Annotated in this window: 19 protein-coding genes; 11 read left to right on the top strand and 8 right to left on the bottom strand. The window is 63.8% G+C overall.

The annotated features are described in order from the left end of the window. Nucleotides 1-36: 36 nt before the first annotated feature. Nucleotides 37-2,253, bottom strand: a complete 2,217-nt coding sequence (recG, locus tag AWB67_RS21865; RefSeq protein WP_087658317.1) for an ATP-dependent DNA helicase RecG — start codon at nucleotides 2,251-2,253, stop codon at nucleotides 37-39. Between the two features lie 113 nt (nucleotides 2,254-2,366). On the opposite strand from recG, the gene queA reads away from it, so the two are divergent. The 5 genes from queA to secF all read left to right on the top strand — a co-directional run bounded on the left by queA (nucleotide 2,367) and on the right by secF (nucleotide 8,302). Next, a complete protein-coding gene (gene queA / locus AWB67_RS21860) occupies nucleotides 2,367-3,416 on the top strand; it encodes a tRNA preQ1(34) S-adenosylmethionine ribosyltransferase-isomerase QueA (protein WP_087658316.1) in 1,050 nt (349 codons plus the stop codon). Between the two features lie 55 nt (nucleotides 3,417-3,471). Then, nucleotides 3,472-4,632 carry a tRNA guanosine(34) transglycosylase Tgt gene (gene tgt / locus AWB67_RS21855; protein WP_087658315.1) on the top strand — a complete coding sequence of 387 codons (1,161 nt, stop codon included), beginning with the start codon at nucleotides 3,472-3,474 and terminating at the stop codon, nucleotides 4,630-4,632. Between the two features lie 167 nt (nucleotides 4,633-4,799). Continuing rightward, a complete protein-coding gene (gene yajC, locus AWB67_RS21850) occupies nucleotides 4,800-5,129 on the top strand; it encodes a preprotein translocase subunit YajC (RefSeq protein WP_087658314.1) in 330 nt (109 codons plus the stop codon). A 132-nt stretch (nucleotides 5,130-5,261) separates the two neighbouring features. Continuing rightward, nucleotides 5,262-7,334, top strand: coding sequence for a protein translocase subunit SecD (secD, locus tag AWB67_RS21845; RefSeq protein WP_087658313.1), 2,073 nt, complete (start codon nucleotides 5,262-5,264; stop codon nucleotides 7,332-7,334). A gap of 17 nt (nucleotides 7,335-7,351) precedes the next feature. After that, nucleotides 7,352-8,302: a protein translocase subunit SecF gene (gene secF, locus AWB67_RS21840; protein ID WP_087658312.1), complete on the top strand. Its 951-nt coding sequence runs from the start codon at nucleotides 7,352-7,354 to the stop codon at nucleotides 8,300-8,302. Nucleotides 8,303-8,387: 85 nt separating this feature from the next. On the opposite strand, the gene AWB67_RS21835 is transcribed toward secF, so the two are convergent. The 4 genes from AWB67_RS21835 to AWB67_RS21820 form a co-directional block, all read right to left on the bottom strand. Then, a complete protein-coding gene (locus AWB67_RS21835) occupies nucleotides 8,388-11,777 on the bottom strand; it encodes an autotransporter outer membrane beta-barrel domain-containing protein (RefSeq protein WP_087658311.1) in 3,390 nt (1,129 codons plus the stop codon). Between the two features lie 208 nt (nucleotides 11,778-11,985). Then, nucleotides 11,986-12,564: a YceI family protein gene (locus tag AWB67_RS21830; RefSeq protein ID WP_087658366.1), complete on the bottom strand. Its 579-nt coding sequence runs from the start codon at nucleotides 12,562-12,564 to the stop codon at nucleotides 11,986-11,988. Nucleotides 12,565-12,590: 26 nt separating this feature from the next. Further along, complete coding sequence (locus AWB67_RS21825; RefSeq protein WP_087658310.1) at nucleotides 12,591-13,154, bottom strand: YceI family protein; 564 nt, start codon at nucleotides 13,152-13,154, stop codon at nucleotides 12,591-12,593. Nucleotides 13,155-13,276: 122 nt separating this feature from the next. Further along, on the bottom strand, nucleotides 13,277-13,837 hold the full coding sequence (locus AWB67_RS21820; protein ID WP_087658309.1) for a cytochrome b: 561 nt from the start codon (nucleotides 13,835-13,837) through the stop codon (nucleotides 13,277-13,279). A 432-nt stretch (nucleotides 13,838-14,269) separates the two neighbouring features. On the opposite strand from AWB67_RS21820, the gene AWB67_RS21815 reads away from it, so the two are divergent. From AWB67_RS21815 to AWB67_RS21795, 5 genes are all read left to right on the top strand, one after another. After that, nucleotides 14,270-14,977 (top strand): paraquat-inducible protein A, encoded by a 708-nt coding sequence (locus tag AWB67_RS21815; RefSeq protein WP_087658308.1) that lies wholly within the window; start codon nucleotides 14,270-14,272, stop codon nucleotides 14,975-14,977. Further along, nucleotides 14,974-15,651, top strand: coding sequence for a paraquat-inducible protein A (locus AWB67_RS21810; RefSeq protein WP_374729840.1), 678 nt, complete (start codon nucleotides 14,974-14,976; stop codon nucleotides 15,649-15,651). Before AWB67_RS21815 ends, AWB67_RS21810 begins: the two co-directional genes overlap by 4 nt. Continuing rightward, nucleotides 15,644-17,311, top strand: coding sequence for a PqiB family protein (locus AWB67_RS21805; protein WP_087658307.1), 1,668 nt, complete (start codon nucleotides 15,644-15,646; stop codon nucleotides 17,309-17,311). Before AWB67_RS21810 ends, AWB67_RS21805 begins: the two co-directional genes overlap by 8 nt. Continuing rightward, entirely contained in the window at nucleotides 17,308-17,982 is a 675-nt protein-coding gene (locus tag AWB67_RS21800) for a PqiC family protein (protein WP_087658306.1), read from the top strand. The genes AWB67_RS21805 and AWB67_RS21800 overlap by 4 nt, the downstream gene beginning before the upstream one ends. Nucleotides 17,983-18,119: 137 nt before the next feature. Further along, entirely contained in the window at nucleotides 18,120-18,731 is a 612-nt protein-coding gene (locus AWB67_RS21795) for a glutathione S-transferase C-terminal domain-containing protein (protein ID WP_087658305.1), read from the top strand. A gap of 259 nt (nucleotides 18,732-18,990) precedes the next feature. On the opposite strand, the gene AWB67_RS21790 is transcribed toward AWB67_RS21795, so the two are convergent. The 3 genes from AWB67_RS21790 to AWB67_RS21780 form a co-directional block, all read right to left on the bottom strand. Then, a complete protein-coding gene (locus AWB67_RS21790) occupies nucleotides 18,991-19,551 on the bottom strand; it encodes a TetR/AcrR family transcriptional regulator (protein WP_087658304.1) in 561 nt (186 codons plus the stop codon). Between the two features lie 95 nt (nucleotides 19,552-19,646). After that, the gene (mnmA, locus tag AWB67_RS21785; RefSeq protein ID WP_087658364.1) at nucleotides 19,647-20,783 is read right to left on the bottom strand and encodes a tRNA 2-thiouridine(34) synthase MnmA; all 1,137 of its coding nucleotides are present in this window, start codon (nucleotides 20,781-20,783) and stop codon (nucleotides 19,647-19,649) included. 47 nt (nucleotides 20,784-20,830) lie between these two features. After that, complete coding sequence (locus AWB67_RS21780) at nucleotides 20,831-21,313, bottom strand: NUDIX hydrolase (protein WP_087658303.1); 483 nt, start codon at nucleotides 21,311-21,313, stop codon at nucleotides 20,831-20,833. A gap of 239 nt (nucleotides 21,314-21,552) precedes the next feature. Here AWB67_RS21780 and AWB67_RS21775 point away from each other — a divergent pair. Then, a partial coding sequence (locus AWB67_RS21775) for a Rossmann-fold NAD(P)-binding domain-containing protein (RefSeq protein ID WP_510183503.1) occupies nucleotides 21,553-22,106 on the top strand: 554 nt, incomplete at its 3' end.

Genomic DNA, 22,106 nt, shown 5'->3' with positions numbered 1-22,106 from the left:
TTAGGGACCGAGGCGCGCGTCCCAAGTTCAAAACCCTTAGGCCTTCAGGTATTGCTCGCGCGCGCCGAGCCAGCGCAACAGATGACGCGTCACGGCGTCCGGAAATTCCCTGAGCATGTGATCGGCGGCCGCGCGCGCGGGCTCGATCAGCCAAGCATCGTTTTCGAGACTCGCGAAGCGCAGCATCGCCTCGCCCGACTGGCGCGCGCCCAGAAACTCGCCCGGGCCACGGATTTCGAGATCGCGCCGCGCGATTTCGAAGCCGTCGGTGGTTTCGCGCATCGTTTGCAGGCGCGCGCGCGCTGTTTGCGAGAGCGGCCCCGCGTACATCAGCACGCACACCGACGCCGCGCTCCCCCGCCCGACGCGCCCGCGCAACTGGTGCAACTGCGCGAGCCCAAAGCGCTCAGCGTGCTCGATCACCATCAGCGACGCATTCGGCACGTCCACGCCGACTTCGATCACCGTCGTCGCGACGAGCAGTTGCACTTCGTTGCGCGTGAAAGCGTCCATGACGGCGGCTTTTTCCGCCGGCGCAAGCCGCCCGTGAACCAAGCCGACGCGCAGTTCCGGCAGCGTGGTGGCAAGCGTTTCGTAGGTTTCGACCGCCGTCTGAAGTTGCAGCGTCTCGCTCTCCTCGATTAGCGGACAGACCCAGTACACCTGCCGCCCGGTCAGCGCCGCTTCGCGCACGCGGCCGATCACCTCCTCGCGGCGGGCGTCGGAGACGAGCTTCGTCAGGATCGGCGTGCGGCCGGGCGGCAGTTCATCGATGGTGGAGACGTCGAGGTCGGCGTAGTAGGTCATCGCGAGCGTGCGCGGGATCGGCGTCGCGGACATCATTAACTGGTGCGGCTGGAAATCGCGCGCGCCGTCGGCGGCGTTGTGCGCCTTCGCCCGCAGCGCGAGCCGTTGCGCGACACCGAAGCGATGCTGTTCGTCGACGATCACGAGCCCGAGCCGCGCGAATTCCACCGCGTCCTGGATGATCGCGTGCGTGCCGATCACGAGCTGCGCGCCGCCCGATGCCGCCGCTTCCAGCGCGGCGCGCTTCTCCTTCGTTTTGAGGCTGCCCGCGAGCCACGCGACCGTCACGCCGAGCGGTTCCAGCCAGCCGCGCAGCTTGCGGGCGTGCTGCTCGGCGAGGATTTCGGTCGGCGCCATGAGCGCGGCCTGATAGCCGGCGTCGATGGCCTGCGCCGCCGCGAGCGCCGCGACGATCGTCTTGCCGCTGCCGACATCGCCCTGCAAGAGGCGCTGCATCGGATGCGGCAGCGTCAGTTCGGCTGCGATTTCCGCGCAGACGCGCTCCTGCGCGCCCGTCAACCGAAACGGCAGCGCTCCCAAAAACCGCGCGACGAGCGATTCCGGTTCATGCAGAGAGCGGCGCGGCATGACCGGCGCGGCGCGCGTGCGGCGCTCCTCGTGCGCGCGCTTGAGCGACAACTGCTGCGCGAGCAGTTCCTCGAACTTGATGCGCGTCCACGCCGGATGCGTGCCGTCGACGAGCGCGGTTTCGTCGGGATTGGCGCGTGGGTGGTGGAGCGTCTTCACGGCATCGAGCAGGCCCGGCAGGTTCAGCGGCTGCAAATACGTCCGCGCGATCTTCTCCGGCAACAGTTCCGGCAGCGAAACGCGCCCGACTGCGTTATCGATCGCCTTGCGCAAATACGCCTGCGACACGCCCGCCGTGCTCGGATAAACCGGCGTCAACGCTTGCGGCAACGGCGTGTCGTCATCGACGGGACGCAGCGCCGGATGCACCATCTCCAGCCCAAAAAAGCCGCCGCGCACGTCGCCGCGCACGCGCAGCCGGACGCCAACGGCCATCTGCTTGACCTGCGAGCCGTAGAAATTGAGGAATCGCAGCGTGAGTTCGTCGCCGGCGTCGTCACGGATTTTCACGAGCAACTGGCGGCGCGGCCGGTACGCGATCTCGTTCTCGAACACGATGCCTTCGGTCTGCGCGTTGTCGCCGGGAATCAGCTCGCTGATGGGCGTGAGCGTGGTTTCGTCCTCGTAGCGCATCGGCAGGTGCAGCACGAGATCGATGTCGGATTTCAGGCCGAGTTTCGCGAGTTTGTCGGCGGCTTTCGGCAGCGCGGCGGGCTTTTTCGAGGGTTGTGCCGGTTCGACGCCGCCGGTTTTCGTCCGCCTGCGGGGCTTCGATGCGGGCGTGACAGCGTCGTCCGCCGCGCCGGAAGCGTCGGGAGCATCGGGACTCAAGGCCAGGCGGCGGTCGGACAAGGGCATCTAATCTCTTCGCAAGTACAATATCGGGCTAATTTGTCGGCTATTCGGCGCACCGGGCGCCGGCTGCGACGCCCGACCCACCGGGCATCGATCCCCGCTTCCAATGTTCACCCATGTTCACGCTTTCCGATTTCGATTTTAATCTGCCGCCCGAGCTGATCGCGCAAACGGCGCTCACCGAGCGCAGCGCGAGCCGCCTGCTCGAGGTCGACACCCGCACGACGCCCGACACGCTCACCGATCGCCAGTTCGCCGAATTGCCGAACCTGATCGACGCGGGCGACCTGCTCGTCTTCAACGATACCAAAGTCCTGAAGGCGCGCTTTCTCGGCCAGAAGGCCAGCGGCGGGCGCATCGAGGTGCTCGTCGAGCGCCTCACCGGCCCGACGACCGCGCTCGCGCAAATCCGCGCGAGCAAAAGCCCGGGGCCTGGCACCGTCCTGAAACTCGCGGACGCGTTCGACGTGACGGTCGGCGAGCGCGTCGAGCCGTTCTACACGCTGCACTTTCCCGCCGATTGCCTCACGCTGATCGAGCAGTACGGCCGCCTGCCGCTGCCGCCGTACATCGAGCACGATCCCGACGCCTACGACGAAACGCGCTACCAGACGGTGTACGCGGCCAATCCGGGCGCGGTCGCGGCGCCGACGGCGGGCCTGCATTTCGACGACGCGCTCTTCGCGAAGCTCGACGCGCGCGGTGTCGAACGCGCGACGCTCACGCTGCACGTCGGCGCGGGCACGTTCCAGCCGGTGCGCGTCGAGAAGATCGACGAGCACAAGATGCACAGCGAGTGGTACGCGCTGCCGCAAGCGCTCGTCGACAGGATTGCCGCGACGAAAGCGCGGGGAAAACGGGTGATCGCGGTCGGCACCACGTCGATGCGCGCGCTCGAAGCCGCCGCCCGCGACGCCGCCAACGCCGGCCGGCCGCTCGCCGCAGCCAGCGCCGAAACCGACATCTTCATCACGCCGGGTTATGAATTCCGCGTCGTGGACCGGCTGGTGACGAACTTCCACCTGCCCAAATCGACGCTTCTGATGCTCGTGTCCGCCTTCGCGGGCATGGAGACGATCCGCGAGGCGTATCGCCACGCGATTGAACAGCGCTACCGCTTCTTCAGCTACGGCGACGCGATGCTGCTCACGCGGCAGGCGCGCTGACCTTTTCTCACCCATTTGCGCCGGACTGTTTTCCGGTGGCACAGGAGCACACTCAATGACCGATGGTCATAATCCGCCCGCGAACGGCCTCAAGTTCGACCTTCTCACGACCGACGGCCAGGCGCGACGCGGACGGCTCACGCTGAATCACGGCGTGGTCGAAACGCCGATCTTCATGCCGGTCGGCACGTACGGCACCGTCAAGGCGATCCAGCCCCGCGAACTCGAGGAAATCAAGGCGCAGATCATCCTCGGCAATACGTTTCACCTGTGGCTGCGTCCCGGTCTGGAGACGATCGGCGCGCACGGCGGCCTGCATCAATTCATGAACTGGAAGCGCCCGATCCTCACCGATTCCGGCGGCTTTCAGGTCTTTTCGCTGGGCGATCTTCGCAAGATCACCGAAGATGGCGTCACGTTCGCGTCACCGATCAACGGCGACAAGCTGTTCCTGTCGCCCGAAATCTCAATGCAGATCCAGAAAGTGCTGAACTCCGACATCGTCATGCAGTTCGACGAATGCACGCCTTACGCGACCAACGGTGTGCCGACGTCGCACAAGGACGCCGCCGATTCAATGCGCATGTCGATGCGCTGGGCGAAACGCTCCGTCGACGAATTCTCGCGCCTTGGTAATCCGAACGCGCTTTTCGGCATTGTGCAGGGCGGCATGTTCGAGGATTTGCGCGACGAATCGCTCGCGGGCCTGGCGGACATCGGCTTCCACGGCCTTGCGATCGGCGGTTTGTCGGTCGGTGAGCCAAAGGACGACATGATGCGCGTGCTGAACCACATCGGCCCGAAGCTCCCCGCCGACAAGCCGCACTACCTGATGGGCGTCGGCACGCCGGAAGACCTCGTGGCTGGCGTGGCGGCGGGCGTCGACATGTTCGACTGCGTGATGCCGACCCGCAACGCCCGCAACGGCTGGCTGTTCACCCGCTTCGGCGACGTGAAAATCCGCAACGCCACGCACAAGAGTGCGCTCAAGCCGCTCGACGAAACCTGCGGCTGCTACACCTGCGCCAATTTCACGCGCGGCTACCTGCATCATTTGCACCGCGTCGGCGAGATTCTCGGCGCGCAGCTGAACACGATTCACAACCTGCACTACTACCTGCAATTGATGAGCGAAGTGCGCGAATCGATCGAAAATCACACGTTCGACACGTTTCGGAAGCAGTTTCACGAGAACCGGGCGCGCGGCATCGACTAGCGAAACCTACAAACGCATTACAATCAGCCGGCACCGCAACGCTGGAACCATTCGCGAAAAGGCGTTAACAGCTTGATCGCAAAGCGCTTCCGGCGCTGTCGGGGCCTGGCCCGGTGTAGAATATTGGGCTAATTTTCTGAATCAGTCGTCAATACGGAGAGACCAACGTGTCGTTTATTTCCAATGCCTTTGCACAGGGCACAACAACGGGTGGCATCGAATCCAGCGTCATGCAGTTTCTGCCGCTGATCCTCATGTTCGCGGTGCTGTACTTCATCATGATTCGCCCGCAAATGAAGCGTCAGAAAGAACATCGCAACATGCTCGCCGCCATGGCCAAGGGCGACGAAGTGGTGACGAACGGCGGCATCGTCGGCAAGGTGACGAAGGTGACGGATGCGTATGTCGGCGTCGAAATCGCCGAAGGCACCGAGATCACCGTGCAAAAGGCATCCGTCACGACGATTCTCCCGAAGGGCACGATCAAGTCGCTGTAAGGCCAGTTTCTTTCGCGTCCGGCGCGGCCTCGCCCCTCCCGAGCCGCCGTCAGCACAGTCAGACGGCTCGTCGCGCTCAACCGCCGGACGCCCCCCGCTCCTCCAAGCCAACTTTCCCGTTCGGCCATCCCCATGAATCGTTACCCCCTTTGGAAATATGTCGTGATGCTGGTGGCGCTCGTCATCGGCCTCGTGTACACGCTGCCCAATTTTTTCGGCGAAGCGCCGGCGGTGCAGGTGTCGAGCGGCAAGGCAACGGTCAAGCTCGATTCGTCCACACTCGATAAGGTCGAGAGCACGCTCGCCGCCAATCAGGTGAAGCCGGACGAAGTGACGTTCGACAACACGTCGACCAACGCGAATATCCGCGTGCGCCTGAAGGACACCGACACGCAATTACGCGTGAAAGACCTCTTGCAGAAATCGCTCAACGGCGATCCGACCGACCCCGTCTACATCGTCGCCCTGAACCTGCAGGCCGCGTCGCCGCGCTGGCTCACCGCGCTGCACGCGCTGCCGATGTACCTCGGCCTCGACTTGCGCGGCGGCGTCCACTTCCTCCTGCAAGTGGACATGGCCGGCGCGCTAAACAAGAAGCTCGACTCCGACGCCGCCGACGCCCGCGCCCTCCTGCGCGACAAGAACATCCGCGATGGCGGCGTGAATCGCACGGGGCAATCGGTCGTCGTCAATTTCTCCGATCAGGCTGTTGCGGACAACGCGCGCGGCGTGCTCACGATCGGCGTGAGCGAACTGCAATGGGCGACGCGTCAGGGCGGCGACGGCTATCAGGTGGTCGGCACGTTCACGCCGGCGGCGCAGAAGCTCGTCGAAGACGGCGCGCTCAAGCAGAACATCACCACGCTGCATAACCGCGTGAACGAACTGGGCGTCGCGGAACCGGTGATCCAGCAGCAGGGCAACGACCGCATCGTCGTCGAATTGCCGGGTGTGCAGGACACGGCGAAGGCAAAGGACATCATCGGCCGCACAGCCACACTCGAAGCGCGCCTCGCCGATCCGACCAACACGCATCCGAATCCGAACGACCCGGTGCCGCCGGGCGACGAACTCTTCACGCAAGGCAATTCGACGCCGGTTCTGTTGCGCAAGCAGGTGATCTTCACCGGCGACCGCATCATCGACGCCTCGGCGAGTTTCGACGAACATCAGCGTCCGTCGGTAAGCATTCGTCTCGATGCGGCGGGCGGGCGCGCGGTCAGCAGCGTCTCGCGCGACAACATCGGCAAGCCGATGGCGATGGTGCTGTTCGAAAAGGGCAAGGGCGAAGTGCTGACGGTCGCGACCATCCAGTCGGAACTCGGCGACCGCTTTCAGATCACCGGCCAGCCGACGCCGCAAGCCGCCACCGATCTCGCGCTGCTCCTGCGTGCGGGCTCGCTCGCGGCGCCGATGGACATCATCGAGGAACGCACGATCGGTCCGAGCCTCGGCGCGGACAATATCCGCAAGGGCTTCGATTCGGTCGTGTACGGTTTCGCCGCGATCGCCGTCTTCATGATCGCGTACTACATGCTGTTCGGCCTGATCTCGATGCTCTCGCTGTCGGTGAACCTGCTGTTGCTCGTCGCGATCCTGTCGATGCTGCAGGCCACGCTCACGCTGCCGGGCATTGCGGCTATCGCGCTCGCGCTCGGTATGGCGATCGACGCGAACGTGCTGATCAACGAGCGGATCCGCGAGGAACTGCGCAACGGCGCGCCGCCGCAACTCGCGATCCAGAACGGCTTCTCGCACGCCTGGGCGACGATTCTCGACTCGAACGTGACCACGCTGATCGCCGGTCTCGCGCTGCTCGCATTCGGCTCCGGGCCGGTGCGCGGCTTCGCGGTCGTGCACTGTATCGGCATCATGACGTCGATGTTCTCGGCCGTGTTCTTCTCGCGCGGTCTCGTGAACCTCTGGTACGGCGGCAAGAAGAAGCTGCAGTCGCTCGCGATCGGCCAGGTGTGGCGTCCGGACGGCGGCGACACGGCAGCCGCAACCGCGAACTACCTCGCGATGCAGCGCGGCGACGATTCCCCCGTCGACGAAATCGTCCAGCCGGCCAGGGCGAAAGCCAAGACGCCGGTTCCCGCACGTGCGGCGAACCAGGCCACCGCGCCCGCGCGCACCGGCAAGCCGGTGGCGCGCCGCCGCTCGGGTCCGGGCGTCGACCAAAAGAAACCGGGCTCGTCCCACTGAGCCCCGGAGAATAGATCATGGAATTTTTTCGCATTCGTCGTGACCTGCCGCTGATGCAGCGCGCGTTGATATTCAACGCGATTTCGCTCATCACCTTCCTCGCGGCCGTGTTCTTCCTCGTGCATCGCGGGCTGCATCTGTCCGTGGAATTCACTGGCGGGACGGTCGTCGAGGTGCAGTATCCGCAGGCCGTGCCGCTCGAACCCGTACGCGGCACGATGGCGAAGCTAGGCTATCCCGACGCGCAGGTGCAGAACTTCGGCACATCGCGCGACGTGCTGATCCGCTTGCCGCTGAAGCAAGGGCTCACGTCCGCGCAGCAGAGCGAGCAGGTGATCACCGCGCTCAAGGGCGAGGACGCGCAGGCGAAGCTGCAGCGCGTCGAGTTCGTCGGGCCGCAGGTCGGCAAGGAGCTCGTGACGAACGGATTGCTCGCGCTGGCGTGCGTGGTGATCGGCATCGTGATCTACCTGTCGTTCCGCTTCGAGTGGAAGTACGCGGTGGCCGGCGTGATCGCCAACCTGCACGACGTGGTGATCATCCTCGGCTTCTTCGCGTTCTTTCAGTGGGAGTTCTCGCTCTCCGTGCTCGCGGCGATTCTCGCGGTGCTGGGCTACTCGGTGAACGAATCGGTCGTTATCTTCGACCGGATTCGCGAGACGTTCCGCAAGCAGCGCAAGATGACGGTGATCGAAGTCATCAACCACGCGATCACGAGCACGATGTCGCGAACCATCATCACCCACGGCTGTACGGAAATGATGGTGCTGTCGATGTTCTTCTTCGGCGGCCCCACGCTGCACTACTTCGCGCTGGCGCTGACGGTCGGTATTCTGTTCGGTATCTATTCGTCGGTGTTCGTGGCCGCCGCGCTCGCGATGTGGCTCGGCGTGAAGCGCGAAGACCTCGTGAAGGAAAAGAAGGCGAAGTACGATCCGAATGATCCGAACGCAGGCGCGGAAGTCTGATCCTCGCTCGGTAGAAACTAAAAGGCCGGTTCGTTCTGAACCGGCCTTTTGCGTAGGTGCGACGACGTGCTTGTGAGAACGAGCCTCAGAACGCCTTCTTGAAAGTCAGATTGCCCTCCAGCCCTTCTGCGCCCGCGGCGCCGAGATTGCCGCGGTAACCGCCGTCGACGGAAAGCGTCGTCGACTTGCCGAAACGCGCGTCGATACCCGTGCCCGCGATCCAGCTATTACCCACACCCGATCCGTTGAAACGGTAGCCCGACAGCGTCACCGCCGTGTTGCCGCCCGACACGCCTTCAAGGCCGGCGCGCACATACGGGCGCACGCGCTTTTCGCCGGCACCGAATTCGCGGCCGACGCGCGCGTCCGCTCGTCCGATCGCGCTCGCTTGCGAGCCGAACTGGACGTCGATGCCATCGGCGTCGGTGGTGTCGGCGAGGCTCACGTTGACCATGCCAAGCGCCAGCCTGCCGTCGACGAACCAGTTGTTCGCAAGGTTGCGCACGTAGCCGGTTTCCGCTGCAAACGTGTAGCCCATGCCCCGGGTCGATGCGACATCGCGGCCGTTCGTGCTGAACGAATCGCTGAGGCGGTCGATTTTCGCGACGCCGTCCAGGTAGGCGCCGTTGCTCAACCGATACGTCGCCGTTACGCCGCCGCCGATGCTATCGAAGCTGCTGCGGCTCGCGCCGTCCACGGCATTGCTCGACGTGCGGCCCGAGCCGTACGATCCGAACACGCCGAACTGAACCGAGTCGCCATTCCCGAGCTTGCGTTTGTACACATCGGCACCCACCTGCGCGCCGCCGGATTGCATGTCGAAATCGCTGCCGTATTGCATGAACGAACGGTCCGTGTGCTGCGTATAGTTGCTTCCAAAAGTGCGGGCGTACACACCGCGCGAAGCTGCCGCATCAGCATCCGAGTCTATTGACGACACGCCGTTGCGCGCATGAAGCATCGGCAACGCGTCGATCAGGTGATGCGTGAGCGACGTCTTGGCGGCGAGATACGACGGCGCCTGCGGCACGAGCAGTGCACGCGTGTCGGGCTTGGCGGCGCTATCGATCGGCGCGGGCGTTGCTTCGGCGCCAGCGGCATTGCCGTTGTTCGCAACTGCTTCGCCATTGTCCGCCGTGGCGCCTGTGGCGCCAATCCCAGCCGTGTCCGTGCCATTGCCGCCCGTACCGGCCGAGGCGACCGTGTTCGTACCGTTGCCGCTCGCGCCGCCGCCGTTTGCATTCAAGTCGCCGTCTGGAGGCACAACGTTGCCCGGCGTTTCCGAGCCGTTACCTTCGGAAGAAGGGCCGCCTTCGCTCACCTGCACCGAATTCAGACGATAGTCCCAAAATGCGTCGCCGGAACCCGCGACCAGCCGCTGCTCCGCGCTGGAAGCGCCGGGCGCAAACGCGCTCAGATGATACTGATAGGGCCCCACCGCCACATACCCGTTCTGCAACTCGAAACTCTGCGCCGACGCGTTGCCGCCGACCTGCACGAGCGAAATCCCTTCGTTCGCGCCGGGCGTGACGGACGTGCTCGTGAAAGCGCCCGCGCCCTGCGCGCGCACATTGAGCGTGGTCGAGCCGTTTGCATCGCCCGCGATCAGCAGGCGGTCGGTTCTCTGGTTCGACAGCGCGCCGCCTTCGTTCAGCGTCGTGTTCAGCGTGACCGTCGGGTTGCGTCCATTGGATGCGCTCGCGTTCCAGCCGCCAGCGACATTGAGCGTCCTGAACGAGCCGTCGCTCGATGATGTGAAGTTCACCGAGCCGCCCGCCAGCGACGCGCTCGCCACGTTCGAATCGCCGTTCAGGTTCCAGACGGCATCGTCGGAAACCAACAGCGCGCCGACATTGCGCGCCGCGCCCGTCCATGCCGCCGCGCGATCGAGCCCTACGTCCACCGAGCTTTGCGCGTCGGAGACGATGTCGCCGGACAGCGTAACGGTGTCAGTCGCGCTAAACGACACGGCAACCGCGTCGCCCGCCGCGCCCGTCCTGACGTCGAGCACGTTCGCGCCACTCAGTTGCGCGTCGCCCTTCGCGTGAACCGCGAGCGATGCGCCTTCGACGCGGATCGCGCTGCCCTGCGCGCTGCGAACAGCGCCGCCCGTCAGCGAGACGGACTCGGGCGTGCCCAGCCCTTGCTGGTCTTCGACGGAAATGCCATGAGCGTTGTCGCCCGTCGCCGTGAGGGCCGTGCTGGTCATGGTGAGACCGCCCGAGCGCGACAGCACGGCACCGTGGCTCGCCGCACCGGAAGTCGTCACGGTTGTGTCGCTGAGTGCGAGCGTCCCAGCCGATCTCGCTACGACACCCGCGCTTTGCGCGCCGCTCGTTGCGATGCTGCCGCCGTTCACGCTTGCCGTGGCATTCTGATCCACCGATACGCCATGCGACTGAGCGCCCGACGCGGCAAGCGTCGTGCCTTGCGTGGCGACCGTCGTACCTGCGTCGATCGCAGTCATCGCGCTGGCGTTGTCGCCAGTCGTCACGATGCTGCCGCCGGCTGCCTCGATGCGGCTGGTGGACGCGGCAGACGCTCCGGTGGCCGACACACCGCTCGTTTGAACCCGCGTATTGTCGAGCACGATGCGCCCCGAGCCCATCGCTGTCGCGCCGATGGCGTTGTCGCCGCTCGTCGTCACCGTGCCGTCGGTCATGGAAATCAGCGAACCGGGCACGAAGAAGCCGATGTTTCGCCCGTCCGACATCAACCCGTGGCTACCCTTGCCGGATGTCGTGACCGAGCTATCGCCGGTGAGGGCGATTACGCCGCCAGCCTTTGGCGTGGTTGCCGTTCGCGCGCCAATTGCGTTGGCCCCGCTCGTTTCCACCCGGACCGCCGTACCATTGATCACTCCGCCCGCGGCCAGCAATGCACCCGCGTCCGACCCGCTCGTCGTGACCGAGGTGCGTTCGACGTCCATGGACGTGGCTGTCAAGTCCGTCGAGCTCGCATAGCCCAGCGCCGAGAGGGCGGCGCCGCCGGGGCGTAAGCCGGGCGTGAATGCTTGCCCCGTTCCCGTGGTCACCACGACACTGTCGCTTACTGTCAGGCTCGCGCGGACATTTTTTGATGCACCCACGCTCGCACCGGTGCCATTCGTACCGTTGGCCTCGATGCGGCTATTCGAGATCGAAAGCGAGGTGCTGTTAGTTGCCGCCACCGTCGCGGCATCCTGCACGCTGGACGTCGCGGTAACGTTGTCCACCGCAAGCGACGTATTCGTGCCCGATGTGCTGATGGCATTGGCGCCTTGATACGTCGCGGGACCGGATACCATGTGCTTCTTGCCGTCGCTGAATTTCAGCGTGTCGGCCGCGGCAGCCGCCGAATATAACGACGCGAGAAACAATAGGCTCGCGGCTACCGCGAGCGGCCGGAGAACGCCCGGATCGATGCCGCCGCGAGTTGCCGCCTGTTCCCGCGCACTGGCCGATACCGGCGATGACGCTTGCGATGCAATGTTCATGATGCTCCTTGAGTCGAGTCGAACCGGTTCGGCAGTTGCCTTTTCCGTGCTATTTCGAGATGACTCAAGGATAAAAATCGGGGGTTTTTTGAGATATAGGAATACTCTCAATTAATCTCGTGAATTATTGGAATGTCTTGATCATAAAAAAAACCCGCTTCGGCAAACGAAGCGGGTTTTTCGCCCTGCGACAGCAAAAAAAGCAGCGTTACTGCTTGATCCCTTCCGCCTGGATATGCAGCGTCGTCTTCAGGCTGAAGCCATACGCCTTGCCGTAGTCCATGCCGTAATCGCCGCGATCGAACGTCGCCGACGCTTCCGTGCCGCATACTTCCTTTTTCAGCATCGGGTTCTGGAAGCACTTGAACGATTCGACCTTCAGGTTCAACGGCTTCGTCACGCCGTGCAGCGTCAGCGTACCGACGACTTCCGTCGGCGTATCGCCGTCGAACTTGATCGACGTGCCCTTGTAGACGGCCGTCGGGAACTTGGCGACGTCGAAGAATTCTGCCTTCTGCAGATGCTCGTTGAGCTTGTCGTTACCCGTATCGATCGATGTTGCGTCGATCGTCACGTTCACCGTGCCCGTCTTCGCCGCGCGATCGAGCGTCACTGTGCCGCTCGACTTGTTGAACTTGCCGCGCCACGTCGACACGCCGCCGAAGTGGTCAGCCTCGAAGCTCGGATAGGTGTGGTTCGGGTCGAGCTGATAAGTATCGGCGGCCATCGCGCCGAACGACATGCTGGCGGCCAAGGCGCCCGCTGCGATCAAAAGTTGCTTCTTCAAGTTCTTCTCCAGGATGAGTGTGCCGCTCACTTCTTCGCGGCGACGATGTGAAATTTGATGACGACGTCGTCCGCCACCACCGAGGTGTCCTTCCATTCGCCCGTACCGACGTCGAATTGCGTGCGCTTGATCGGCAACGCGCCGTCGAAGGTTTCGGTCGCGCCCTGCTGCGTGACGGTGACGGGCACCGTGACCGTCTGCGACTTGCCCTTGATGGTCAGCTTGCCCGTGACCTTGTACTGGTTCGTGCCGGCCGGCGCGATCGCCGAGGAGGCGAAGGTCGCGCTCGGGAAGGTCGCACTGTCGAACCACTCCTTGCCGCGCACCTGCTTGTTGTATTCGTCGTCGCCGAGGTCGTAGCTGCCGGTATCGATCGAGATGTTGGCTGTCCCCGCCGCCGGTTTCGCCGGGTCGAAGCTGATCTGCGCGGTGAACTTCTTGAACTTGCCGTCGACGGGCACGTTCATCTGCTTCGACGTCGCAATCACCGTGCTCTTGGCGGCATCGACCTGCGCGTAGGCGGCGACGGCCGCCGTGAGCGACGTGGCGGCCACGCCCGCCAGGACCCAACGATAGAAATTCGCTTTCATGTCAGCCTTGTCAAAGTTGAGGCAAAAAAAGTGCAACCTGTATTGGATAGCAAAAAGCGCCCGGAACAATCCGCCGCCGGGAAATGAGCCGCCAACGCACAGGAAACAGTCGGCGCAGACGGCTACTTGACGAACGGAATCATGCGTCCGAGCAAGCCGTCGCGATCGACGAAATGGTGCTTCAGCGCCGCCAGCACGTGCATGACGACGAGCGCGAGCAGCGTGTAATTGAGCCAGATATGCACGAGCTTCAATGTGTCTTTGAGCGCCTGATCCGGTCCGATGATGGTCGGCAGCGGCAGAATGCCGAGGTACACCACCTGGATGCCCGCCGCCGAACTGTAGAAGTAGCCCGAGATCGGAATCACCAGCATCAGCAGATAAAGCACGAAATGCGTGACGTGCGCTGCGGCCTTCTGCCAGGGCGCGACGCCTTCGGGCATCTCCGGCGCGCGATGCGTGGTGCGCCAGAGCACGCGGATCGCCGCGAGCATGAACACCGTGACGCCGATCCACTTGTGCCACGAGAAGTACTTGAGCTTCGTCGGCGTGAAACCGGGGATGTCGGTCATGATCCAGCCGAGCCAGAAGCCGCCGACGATCAGCAACGCGATCAGCCAGTGAAGGCCGATTGCGGTGGCGCTGTAGCGTGTCGTCGGCGCAAGATGTGCGCTGCTTGCCATAAGTGACCTACCGAAAGGATTGCGAAAGAGCCGGTTCGTCGCAACGACCGGCATTCAAGGCCGCCATCGTACCCCAACGGCCGCGTTCAGGCTTGGCGCCGGAAAACCATCGGCCGCGAGCCGCGAAGGCCCGTCGCCATTGAGTTTCAGCGATTCTAGCCGTTCAATTCGCCCGCCGCGTTCTGCTGCCGCAACGAACTATCCTAGCGATGCAACAGTCCGATGACATCGTGCGCGCGCGACGGTCCAATCCAATTAAACGTTCGAACGCGCCAATTCATTCCAGCGGCGAAAGAGACGCACGGGCGTCCGCTGCGTCGCGGCCACGTCATTTGATACCATGCGCACTGGCCCGCCACTTGCTAGAACCGCCCGCTGCCGTTCATTCGGCGCCCCCGCCACGCACGCTCGAGGACCTCGGCATTCCGACCCATGAAAGAAGTTGACGAGAAACATTCAGTCGATCTGATCGCATGCCACGAATGCGACGCGCTTCTCGCCAAGCGATATCTGCCCAAACGCACGAGCGCGTCCTGTCCGCGCTGCGGCGCGCTCCTGTATCGGGCAGTGTCGTCGAATGTCGACAGGGTTTGCGCGATGACGCTTGCCGCGCTGATCACGTTTCTCATCGCGCAGGCGTTTCCGATCGTCGAACTGGATGCGAACGGCATCGTCTCGGAGACGACGCTGATCGGCGCGATCGTGGCGCTCTGGAGCGAGAACATGCAGGTCGTCGCGGTCCTCGTCTTCTGCTCGACGATTCTGTTCCCGCTCACCGAACTACTCGCGCTCCTCTACGTGCTCGTTCCGCTGCGTGCAGGGTACGTGCCGGTCGGCTTCAATCTCGTGCTGCGCGCGATCCAGCTCGTGCGGCCGTGGGGAATGATCGAGGTGTTCATGCTCGGTATCCTCGTCACGCTCGTGAAGATGGTGAGTCTCGCGCGCGTGATTCCCGAAGCCGCGCTTTTCGCGTTCGGCGCGCTCACGCTGATGATCGCGGTGGTCGTGAGTTTCGATCCCGGCGCGCTGTGGGACATCTCCGAACGCCTCCCGAGGCAGCGCGCCCTGCGCATCCGGGCCATCCGCCAGCGTCGCGGCGAGAGTCGCAGCGCCGCTTCCGTCAAGAGACACGAGCCATGAACGAACCCGCAGACAGCAGCCAGCCGGCCGCGCCCGAGCTGTATTTCACGACCGCGTCGCGCGAAGGACTCGTCTCGTGTCATTCGTGCGGCCGCGTGCAGCCGCGTGCGTACACGGTCGAGCGGCAGCGCTGCGCGCGCTGCGACGCCACGCTGCACCGGCGCCATCCCGACAGCATCGCGCGCACGTGGGCGCTACTGATCACCGCCGCGATCCTCTACATTCCGGCGAACCTGTATCCGGTGATGCATACGTCGTCGATCGTCGGCTCCGAGGACGACACCATCATGAGCGGCGTCGCGCTCTTCTGGAACGACGGCGACTATCCGCTCGCGATGGTGATCTTCATCGCGAGCATCCTCGTGCCGATGCTCAAGCTCGGCACGCTCGCGTTTCTCACGTGGTCGGTGCAGACGCGCTCGGTTTGGCGGCCGCGCCAGCGCACGACGCTCTTTCGCGCGGTCGAGCGCATCGGCCGGTGGTCGATGCTCGATATCTTCGTCATCACGCTCACGGTGGCGCTCGTGCGCTTTCGGTCGCTCGCGGTCATCACGGCCGGACCCGGCGCGCTCGCGTTCGCGTCGGTCGTCGTGCTGACGATGATCGCCTCCATGCAATTCGATCCGCGACTCATGTGGGACAACATCGAACCCTCAGGAAAGAAATATGACTAGTCCACAAGGGCCGAACGAGCCTCGCAACGATTCCCCGAACGGCGGCGCGAAAGGCGCCGGCGGCGGCTTGCCGCCCAACCTTCCTGAACCCGTCATCGAGCCGCGGAGCCGCTGGCTGCCGTCGCTCGTCTGGGTGATTCCGCTCGTGGCGGCGCTGGTGGGCGTGCTGCTCGTCGTGAAGACGGTCGCCGGGCGCGGCCCGACCATCACGATCAGTTTCGTCAGCGCCGAAGGGCTGGAACCGGGCAAGACGCGCCTCAAGTTCAAGGACGTCGACGTCGGCACGGTCAAGACCATCACGCTCTCGAAGGACCATTCGCGCGTGCTCGTCGACGTGCAGCTCACGAAGGAAGCCTCCGATTTCGCCGTGAAAGACACGCGCTTCTGGGTCGTGCGCCCGCGCGTCGCGGCAAGCGGCGTGAGCGGATTGTCGACGCTGCTGTCGGGAGCGTATATCGGCGTCGACGCGGGCAAGTCGGAGGAGGAGCAGACGCACTTCGTCGGGCTGGAGACGCCGCCTGCCGTGACCGGCGACCAGAAAGGCCACAAGTTCACGCTGCGCGGCGACTCGCTCGGCTCGATCGACATCGGCTCGCCAATCTACTACCGCCGCGTGCAGGTGGGGCAAGTGGTCGGCTTCAAGCTCGACAAGGACGGCACCGGTGTCACGATGGACGTGTTCGTCAACGCGCCGTACGACCAGTACGTCGGCACGAATTCGCGCTGGTGGCACGCGAGCGGCGTCGATTTGCGGCTCGATTCGAGCGGCCTCAAGCTCAACACGCAGTCGCTCGCGACGATCGTGCTCGGCGGCATTGCGTTCCAGACGCCGCCGAACCAGCAGCCCGGCACGCAGGCGCAGAACAACATGACATTCCGCCTGGGCTCCGACGAAACCGATGCCATGCGCGATCCGGACGGCACGCCGCTGCGCGTGGTGATGAACTTCAACCAGTCGCTGCGGGGGTTGTCGGTGGGCGCGCCGGTCGATTTCCGGGGCATCGTGCTCGGGAACGTGACGAATATCGGCATCGAATACGATCCGAAGTCGCGCAGTTTCCGGATGCCCGTCACGCTCAACATCTACCCGGACCGCCTCGGCACACGCGCACGCGAGACGCTGCCCGAGCCGCGCAGCCGCGAGAGCGAGGACTTGCTGCACCGCCTCGTCGATCACGGGCTGCGCGCGCAGTTGCGCACCGGCAACCTGCTGACGAGCCAGTTGTACATCGCGCTCGATTTCTTCCCGAAAGCGGCGCCGGCGAAGGTAAATCCATCCGCCGATCCGATCGAGCTGCCGACCGTGCCGAACACCCTCGACGAACTGCAGCTACAGGTGGCGAGCATCGCGAGAAAGCTCGACAAGATCCCGTTCGACGAGATCGGCGCGAACCTGAACAGTTCGCTGAAGAACGCGAACAGCCTCTTCAAGCAGCTCGACACGCAGGTCGCGCCCGAGGCCCGCGACACGCTGACGGCCGCGCGCAAGACGTTCGCCGATGCGCAGTCGACGCTGCAGCAGGACTCGCCGCTGCAGTCGGACGTTCATCAGGCGCTGCAGGAACTCACGCGGACGCTGCAATCGCTCAATGCGCTCTCCGATTACCTGGAACGCCATCCGGAATCGTTGCTGCGCGGCAAATCTGGAGATAAACCATGAGGTCAGGCGCGTTTCTGATGACGGCGGCCGCGCTGTCGATCCTGGCGGGCTGCGCTTCCTCGCCGTCGAGCCGCTTCTATACGCTTGGCGGCGACGCACCCTCGTCCTCGACGATGCCGGCGTCGTTCTATATCGAAGTGCCGCCCGTCGACATGCCGCAGCAGGTCGCGAAGAACCAGCTCGTCGTGCAGACGAGCGCCGCGCAGGTGCAGGTGCTCGAGGAGGAGCGCTGGGCATCGCTTCCCGCCGACGAAGTGCGGCGCGCGTTGTCGTCGGATTTGACGCGGCAGCTCGGCGCCATCGACGTGTACGGCACGCCGCGCCCCGATTCGGTCGCGGTGTATCGCGTGAAGGTGAACGTGCAGCGCTTCGAGTCGTGGCCGGGCGCGCAGGCCGTGATCGACGCCGTGTGGAGCGTGCGCGCAGCAGGATCGCAGACCGTGCTTACGTGTCGCACGGTCGCGCAGCAACCGGTCGGCGCGGGGTACGACGCGCTCGTCGCGGGGCATCGCAAGGCGGTCGATCAGCTGGCGGCGGAGATTTCGGCGGGCGTGCGCGCCGTCAGTTCGGTGCCGGTGGCGGCCGTTTCGACGTCGAAAACGGCGGATGGCGCGAAGACGAGGCCGACCGCCGTGCTGCCATGTCCCGTCGGGAAGGCTGCGGCGAGTTGAGATACTGCGCGGTGCGCGGGCGCGCTGAAACTGTTGTCGTCCAACCACAACGGCGCCATCTCGAAATCACCTTGGCGCCTTGGCAGCCGGTTAAGATCGATCTCCATGACCAATCTTGCTGAAAACCCGCAAAGAAGATGATGAAACTGATCGGTTCGCTAAGCAGCCCGTTCGTCCGCAAGGCGCGGATCGTGATGGCGGAGAAGAAAATCGACTGCGAACTGGTGCTCGAAAACGTCTGGGCGCCCGATTCGAAAATTCACAACTACAACCCGATCGGCAAAGTGCCGTGCCTGGTTCTCGACGACGGCGAAGCCGTGTTCGATTCGCGCGTGATCTGCGAATACGTCGATACGCTGACGCCCGTCGGCAAGCTGTTGCCGCAGGAGCGGCGCGAGCGCACGGAAGTGCGCTGCTGGGAGGCGCTCGCGGACGGCATGCTCGACGCTGCGGTGCTGATCCGGCTCGAAACCGTGCTGCGCGAGGAAGACCATCGCAATGCGGCGTGGGTCGCGCGCCAGCAGCGCAAGGTCGACGACGGTTTGAAGGCGATGGCGAAAGGGCTCGGCTCGAAGCCGTGGTGCTCGGCGAATCACTTCACCCTCGCCGATATTGCTTGCGGATGCGCGCTCGGATACCTCGACTTCCGCATGCCGGAGAGAAACTGGCGCGAGGACTATCCGAATCTGGACAAGCATTTTCAACGGCTGTCGCAGCGGCAATCGTTCATCGATACGATGCCGAGCTGATTTAGCACCGTGGATAAAACCGAAAAGCCATCCGACCGGTGGCTTTTTTTGTTGTCGCCAGAATCGAATTCATCTACTGATAGATAGATTGGCGGACAAAATTGGCGGAATGGCCCGTGCGGTGGCGTACCGAATACGAAATTCCACCGGCGATCTTGCGAAAGCCGACCCACATTCGTCCACTCAACAAAATCCGCCAAAATCTATCTATCTAAAGATAGACAAATGAGCCTGAATGGAACCGAGTTATCCACATTTTTCAACGCTTTACGACCTGCATGATTTCGTCCAGCCGCGCGGGCGTCTGGAAAAGCCGCGACGCGAGCAGGCTTCCCTGAAACGCCGCAAATAACGCGCGAGCAGCGGCCTCGGGCTGGTTGTTTGCGTGCAGCGTCCCCTGGATTTCGCCTTCGGCCAGCACCTTCGCGAGCCAGTTCTCATTCGCCCTGAAAAACGCCTGTACCGCCTGCCGCACGTTGTCAGGCAAGGAAGCGATGTCCGCAGCGAGCATGCCGCACAGACAAACGCGATCGCCCTCCTCGCCAATTACCCTCACCAGCACTTTCACATACCGGTCGAGCTTTTTATCGGCGGGGGCGGAGCTGTCGATCGCGTAAATCGACGACATCACGTCCGCGCTATAAGCATTGACCGCTTCGAAGGCCAGATCCTCCTTCGACGGAAAGTAGTAATGGATACTCGACGTCTTTACCCCGACCAGTTCAGACAGATCGCGATAACTGAACGCGTTGTAGCCGCGTGTCATCAGAAGGGTGCGGGCGTGGTCGAGCACCTGGTCGCGTACGGTATTTTTGTCCATTCGGCGATGATTATCTACTACTAGGTAGACAGTCAAGCACTTGTATCAAAAAAGGTTTCCGCGCGCAGATGGACAAAAAACTGCGCGAAAAACGGTCAACGCGCGCTCAGTAGCGCCGCCTCGTTCGCCAGCACTGGCGACGACTCCGTCACCGCCTGCTCGATGATGCCGCCGCCCAGACACACATCGCCTTGGTAAAGCACGGCCGATTGCCCCGGCGTCACGGCCCATTGCGCGTCGTCGAAACGCAGCTCGAAACGCCCATCCGACGCCGCACCGAAGCTGCACGCAGCGTCCGCCTGCCGATAGCGCGTCTTCGCGCCACACGACGCGCCTTCCTCGGGCGCCGATCCCGCGACCCAGCTCGTATTCCCCGCGACGAGCGTGCGCGCGAGCAGCCACGGATGATCGTGCCCCTGCACGACGTAGAGCGTATTGCTCGCCATGTCTTTGCCCGCGACAAACCACGGCTCGCCGCTGCCGTTCTTCGCCCCGCCGATGCCGATTCCCTTGCGCTGCCCGAACGTATAGAACGCGAGCCCGATATGCTCGCCGATGGTCTTGCCGTCGGGCGTCTTCATCGGGCCGGGCTTGGTCGGCAGGTAGCGATTCAGGAATTCGCGGAACGGCCGTTCGCCGATGAAGCAGATGCCGGTCGAATCCTTCTTCTTCGCGTTCGGCAAGCCGATCTGCGTGGCGATCTCGCGCACGCGCGTCTTCGGCATCTCGCCGAGCGGAAACAGCGTCTTCGACAACTGCTGCTGATTCAGCCGATGCAAAAAGTACGACTGGTCCTTGGTCGAATCGGTGGCCTTGAGAAGCTGGAAGAGACCATCGTGCTCGCGCACGCGGGCGTAGTGGCCTGTGGCGATGGTTTCCGCGCCCAGCGACATCGCGTGGTCGAGGAACGCCTTGAACTTGATCTCGGCATTACAGAGCACGTCCGGATTCGGCGTGCGGCCGGCCGAATATTCGCGCAGAAACTCGGCGAACACGCGGTCCTTGTACTCGGCGGCGAAGTTGACGGCTTCCACGTCGATGCCGATCAGATCCGCGACCGACACCACGTCGATCCAGTCCTGACGCGTCGAGCAGTATTCGCCGTCGTCATCGTCCTCCCAGTTCTTCATGAAGAGACCGACGACGTCGTAGCCCTGCTCTTTGAGCAGCCACGCCGTCACCGACGAATCGACGCCGCCCGACATCCCCACCACCACCTTTTGCTTGCTCATGTTGCTACCGATTTGCTGAAGCGGCGCCGTGGCGGGCATCGAAGGGCTCAGGCCCGCACCACTGGCGCTACCGAATGCGTATGAATGAAGTCGAGCGGCACGCGCCGCCCGGAAAGATAATCGTCGACGCATCGCATGACGAGCGGCGTCCGGTGCCGCGCCGTGCAGGCGCGCAGTTCGTCGGCGGTGAGCCACATCGCGCGGACGATGCCGTCGTCGAGTCTGCGCCCTGCTTCCTCGCCCGCCGACGTGCCACAAAACGTGAAGCGCAAGTAAGTGACGTCACGCCCTGGCCGAGCGAAGTGCGTCATGTAGGCGCCTACTAACGCCTCCGGCACGAATCGATGCGCGGTTTCCTCCAGCGTCTCGCGGACCACCGCTTCAGCGAGCGTCTCGCCCGCCTCCAGATGACCGGCCGGTTGGTTTATCCGAAGTCCCGCCGACGTATGCTCCTCGATCACGAGAAAACGTCCGTCCCGCTCGACGATGGCCGCCACCGTCACATGCGGTGCCCAATGGTCTGGTTTCATGGGTCGGTATTTTACCGTTTCGCACACTTTCACGCCTGTAGGTCCAAAACGGCCGCGCGCGCAAGCCTGAAAAACCCGTTGCACAAATGCGCCATTCAAGTGCCGGATCACATTTTTACAATGGCGTTCTTCGGTTACAGTTGCGGTAGCCGTTTGCCCCAGCATTTGAATTTCAAAACTCAGCCTAAGTCCCGCGCTTCCTGACGGAACGCGCGCGTAGAACCATGGAGGATTCAAAGATGCACATCGGAGTGCCTGCTGAAACGCGGGCGAACGAGGCGCGCGTCGCCGCGACGCCCGAGACGGTCAAGAAACTCGTATCGCAAGGTCACCGGGTCACGGTGCAGAGCGGTGCGGGCTTGCCGGCGAGCTATATCGACGATGCTTACGCCGTTGCGGGCGCCGAGCTGGTCGATGTGAACACTGCTTTTGCCGCTGAGATCGTTCTCAAAGTCCAGTCCCCGAGCGAAGCCGAATTGCCGTTGCTGAAGTCAGGCAGCGTGCTGGCCGGCATGCTCGATCCCTTCAATACCGACAACACCGCGCGATTGGCTGCGGCGGGCGTCACCGCGTTCGCGCTCGAAGCCGCGCCACGCACGACGCGCGCGCAAAGCCTCGATGTGCTGTCCTCTCAAGCGAACATCGCGGGCTACAAGGCGGTGCTGGTCGCGTGCAATCTGTATCAGCGCTTCATGCCGATGCTGATGACCGCAGCCGGCACGGTGAAAGCCGCGCGCGTGCTGATTCTCGGCGCGGGCGTCGCGGGCTTGCAGGCGATCGCGACGGCCAAGCG

The sequence above is a fragment of the Caballeronia terrestris genome, from assembly GCF_001544515.1.
Taxonomy (GTDB): Bacteria; Pseudomonadota; Gammaproteobacteria; order Burkholderiales; family Burkholderiaceae; genus Caballeronia; species Caballeronia terrestris.
This window is presented reverse-complemented; position numbering and strand designations above follow the sequence as displayed.

What these genes read in the sequence shown, in the direction of transcription:
- recG (WP_087658317.1), bottom strand. Translation starts at nt 2,253, where the DNA reads ATGCCCTTGTCCGACCGCCGCCTGGCCTTGAGTCCCGATGCTCCCGAC.
- queA (WP_087658316.1), top strand. Translation starts at nt 2,367, where the DNA reads ATGTTCACGCTTTCCGATTTCGATTTTAATCTGCCGCCCGAGCTGATC.
- tgt (WP_087658315.1), top strand. Translation starts at nt 3,472, where the DNA reads ATGACCGATGGTCATAATCCGCCCGCGAACGGCCTCAAGTTCGACCTT.
- secD (WP_087658313.1), top strand. Translation starts at nt 5,262, where the DNA reads ATGAATCGTTACCCCCTTTGGAAATATGTCGTGATGCTGGTGGCGCTC.
- secF (WP_087658312.1), top strand. Translation starts at nt 7,352, where the DNA reads ATGGAATTTTTTCGCATTCGTCGTGACCTGCCGCTGATGCAGCGCGCG.
- AWB67_RS21835 (WP_087658311.1), bottom strand. Translation starts at nt 11,777, where the DNA reads ATGAACATTGCATCGCAAGCGTCATCGCCGGTATCGGCCAGTGCGCGG.
- AWB67_RS21825 (WP_087658310.1), bottom strand. Translation starts at nt 13,154, where the DNA reads ATGAAAGCGAATTTCTATCGTTGGGTCCTGGCGGGCGTGGCCGCCACG.
- AWB67_RS21820 (WP_087658309.1), bottom strand. Translation starts at nt 13,837, where the DNA reads ATGGCAAGCAGCGCACATCTTGCGCCGACGACACGCTACAGCGCCACC.
- AWB67_RS21815 (WP_087658308.1), top strand. Translation starts at nt 14,270, where the DNA reads ATGAAAGAAGTTGACGAGAAACATTCAGTCGATCTGATCGCATGCCAC.
- AWB67_RS21810 (WP_374729840.1), top strand. Translation starts at nt 14,974, where the DNA reads ATGAACGAACCCGCAGACAGCAGCCAGCCGGCCGCGCCCGAGCTGTAT.
- AWB67_RS21805 (WP_087658307.1), top strand. Translation starts at nt 15,644, where the DNA reads ATGACTAGTCCACAAGGGCCGAACGAGCCTCGCAACGATTCCCCGAAC.
- AWB67_RS21800 (WP_087658306.1), top strand. Translation starts at nt 17,308, where the DNA reads ATGAGGTCAGGCGCGTTTCTGATGACGGCGGCCGCGCTGTCGATCCTG.
- AWB67_RS21795 (WP_087658305.1), top strand. Translation starts at nt 18,120, where the DNA reads ATGATGAAACTGATCGGTTCGCTAAGCAGCCCGTTCGTCCGCAAGGCG.
- AWB67_RS21790 (WP_087658304.1), bottom strand. Translation starts at nt 19,551, where the DNA reads ATGGACAAAAATACCGTACGCGACCAGGTGCTCGACCACGCCCGCACC.
- mnmA (WP_087658364.1), bottom strand. Translation starts at nt 20,783, where the DNA reads ATGAGCAAGCAAAAGGTGGTGGTGGGGATGTCGGGCGGCGTCGATTCG.
- AWB67_RS21780 (WP_087658303.1), bottom strand. Translation starts at nt 21,313, where the DNA reads ATGAAACCAGACCATTGGGCACCGCATGTGACGGTGGCGGCCATCGTC.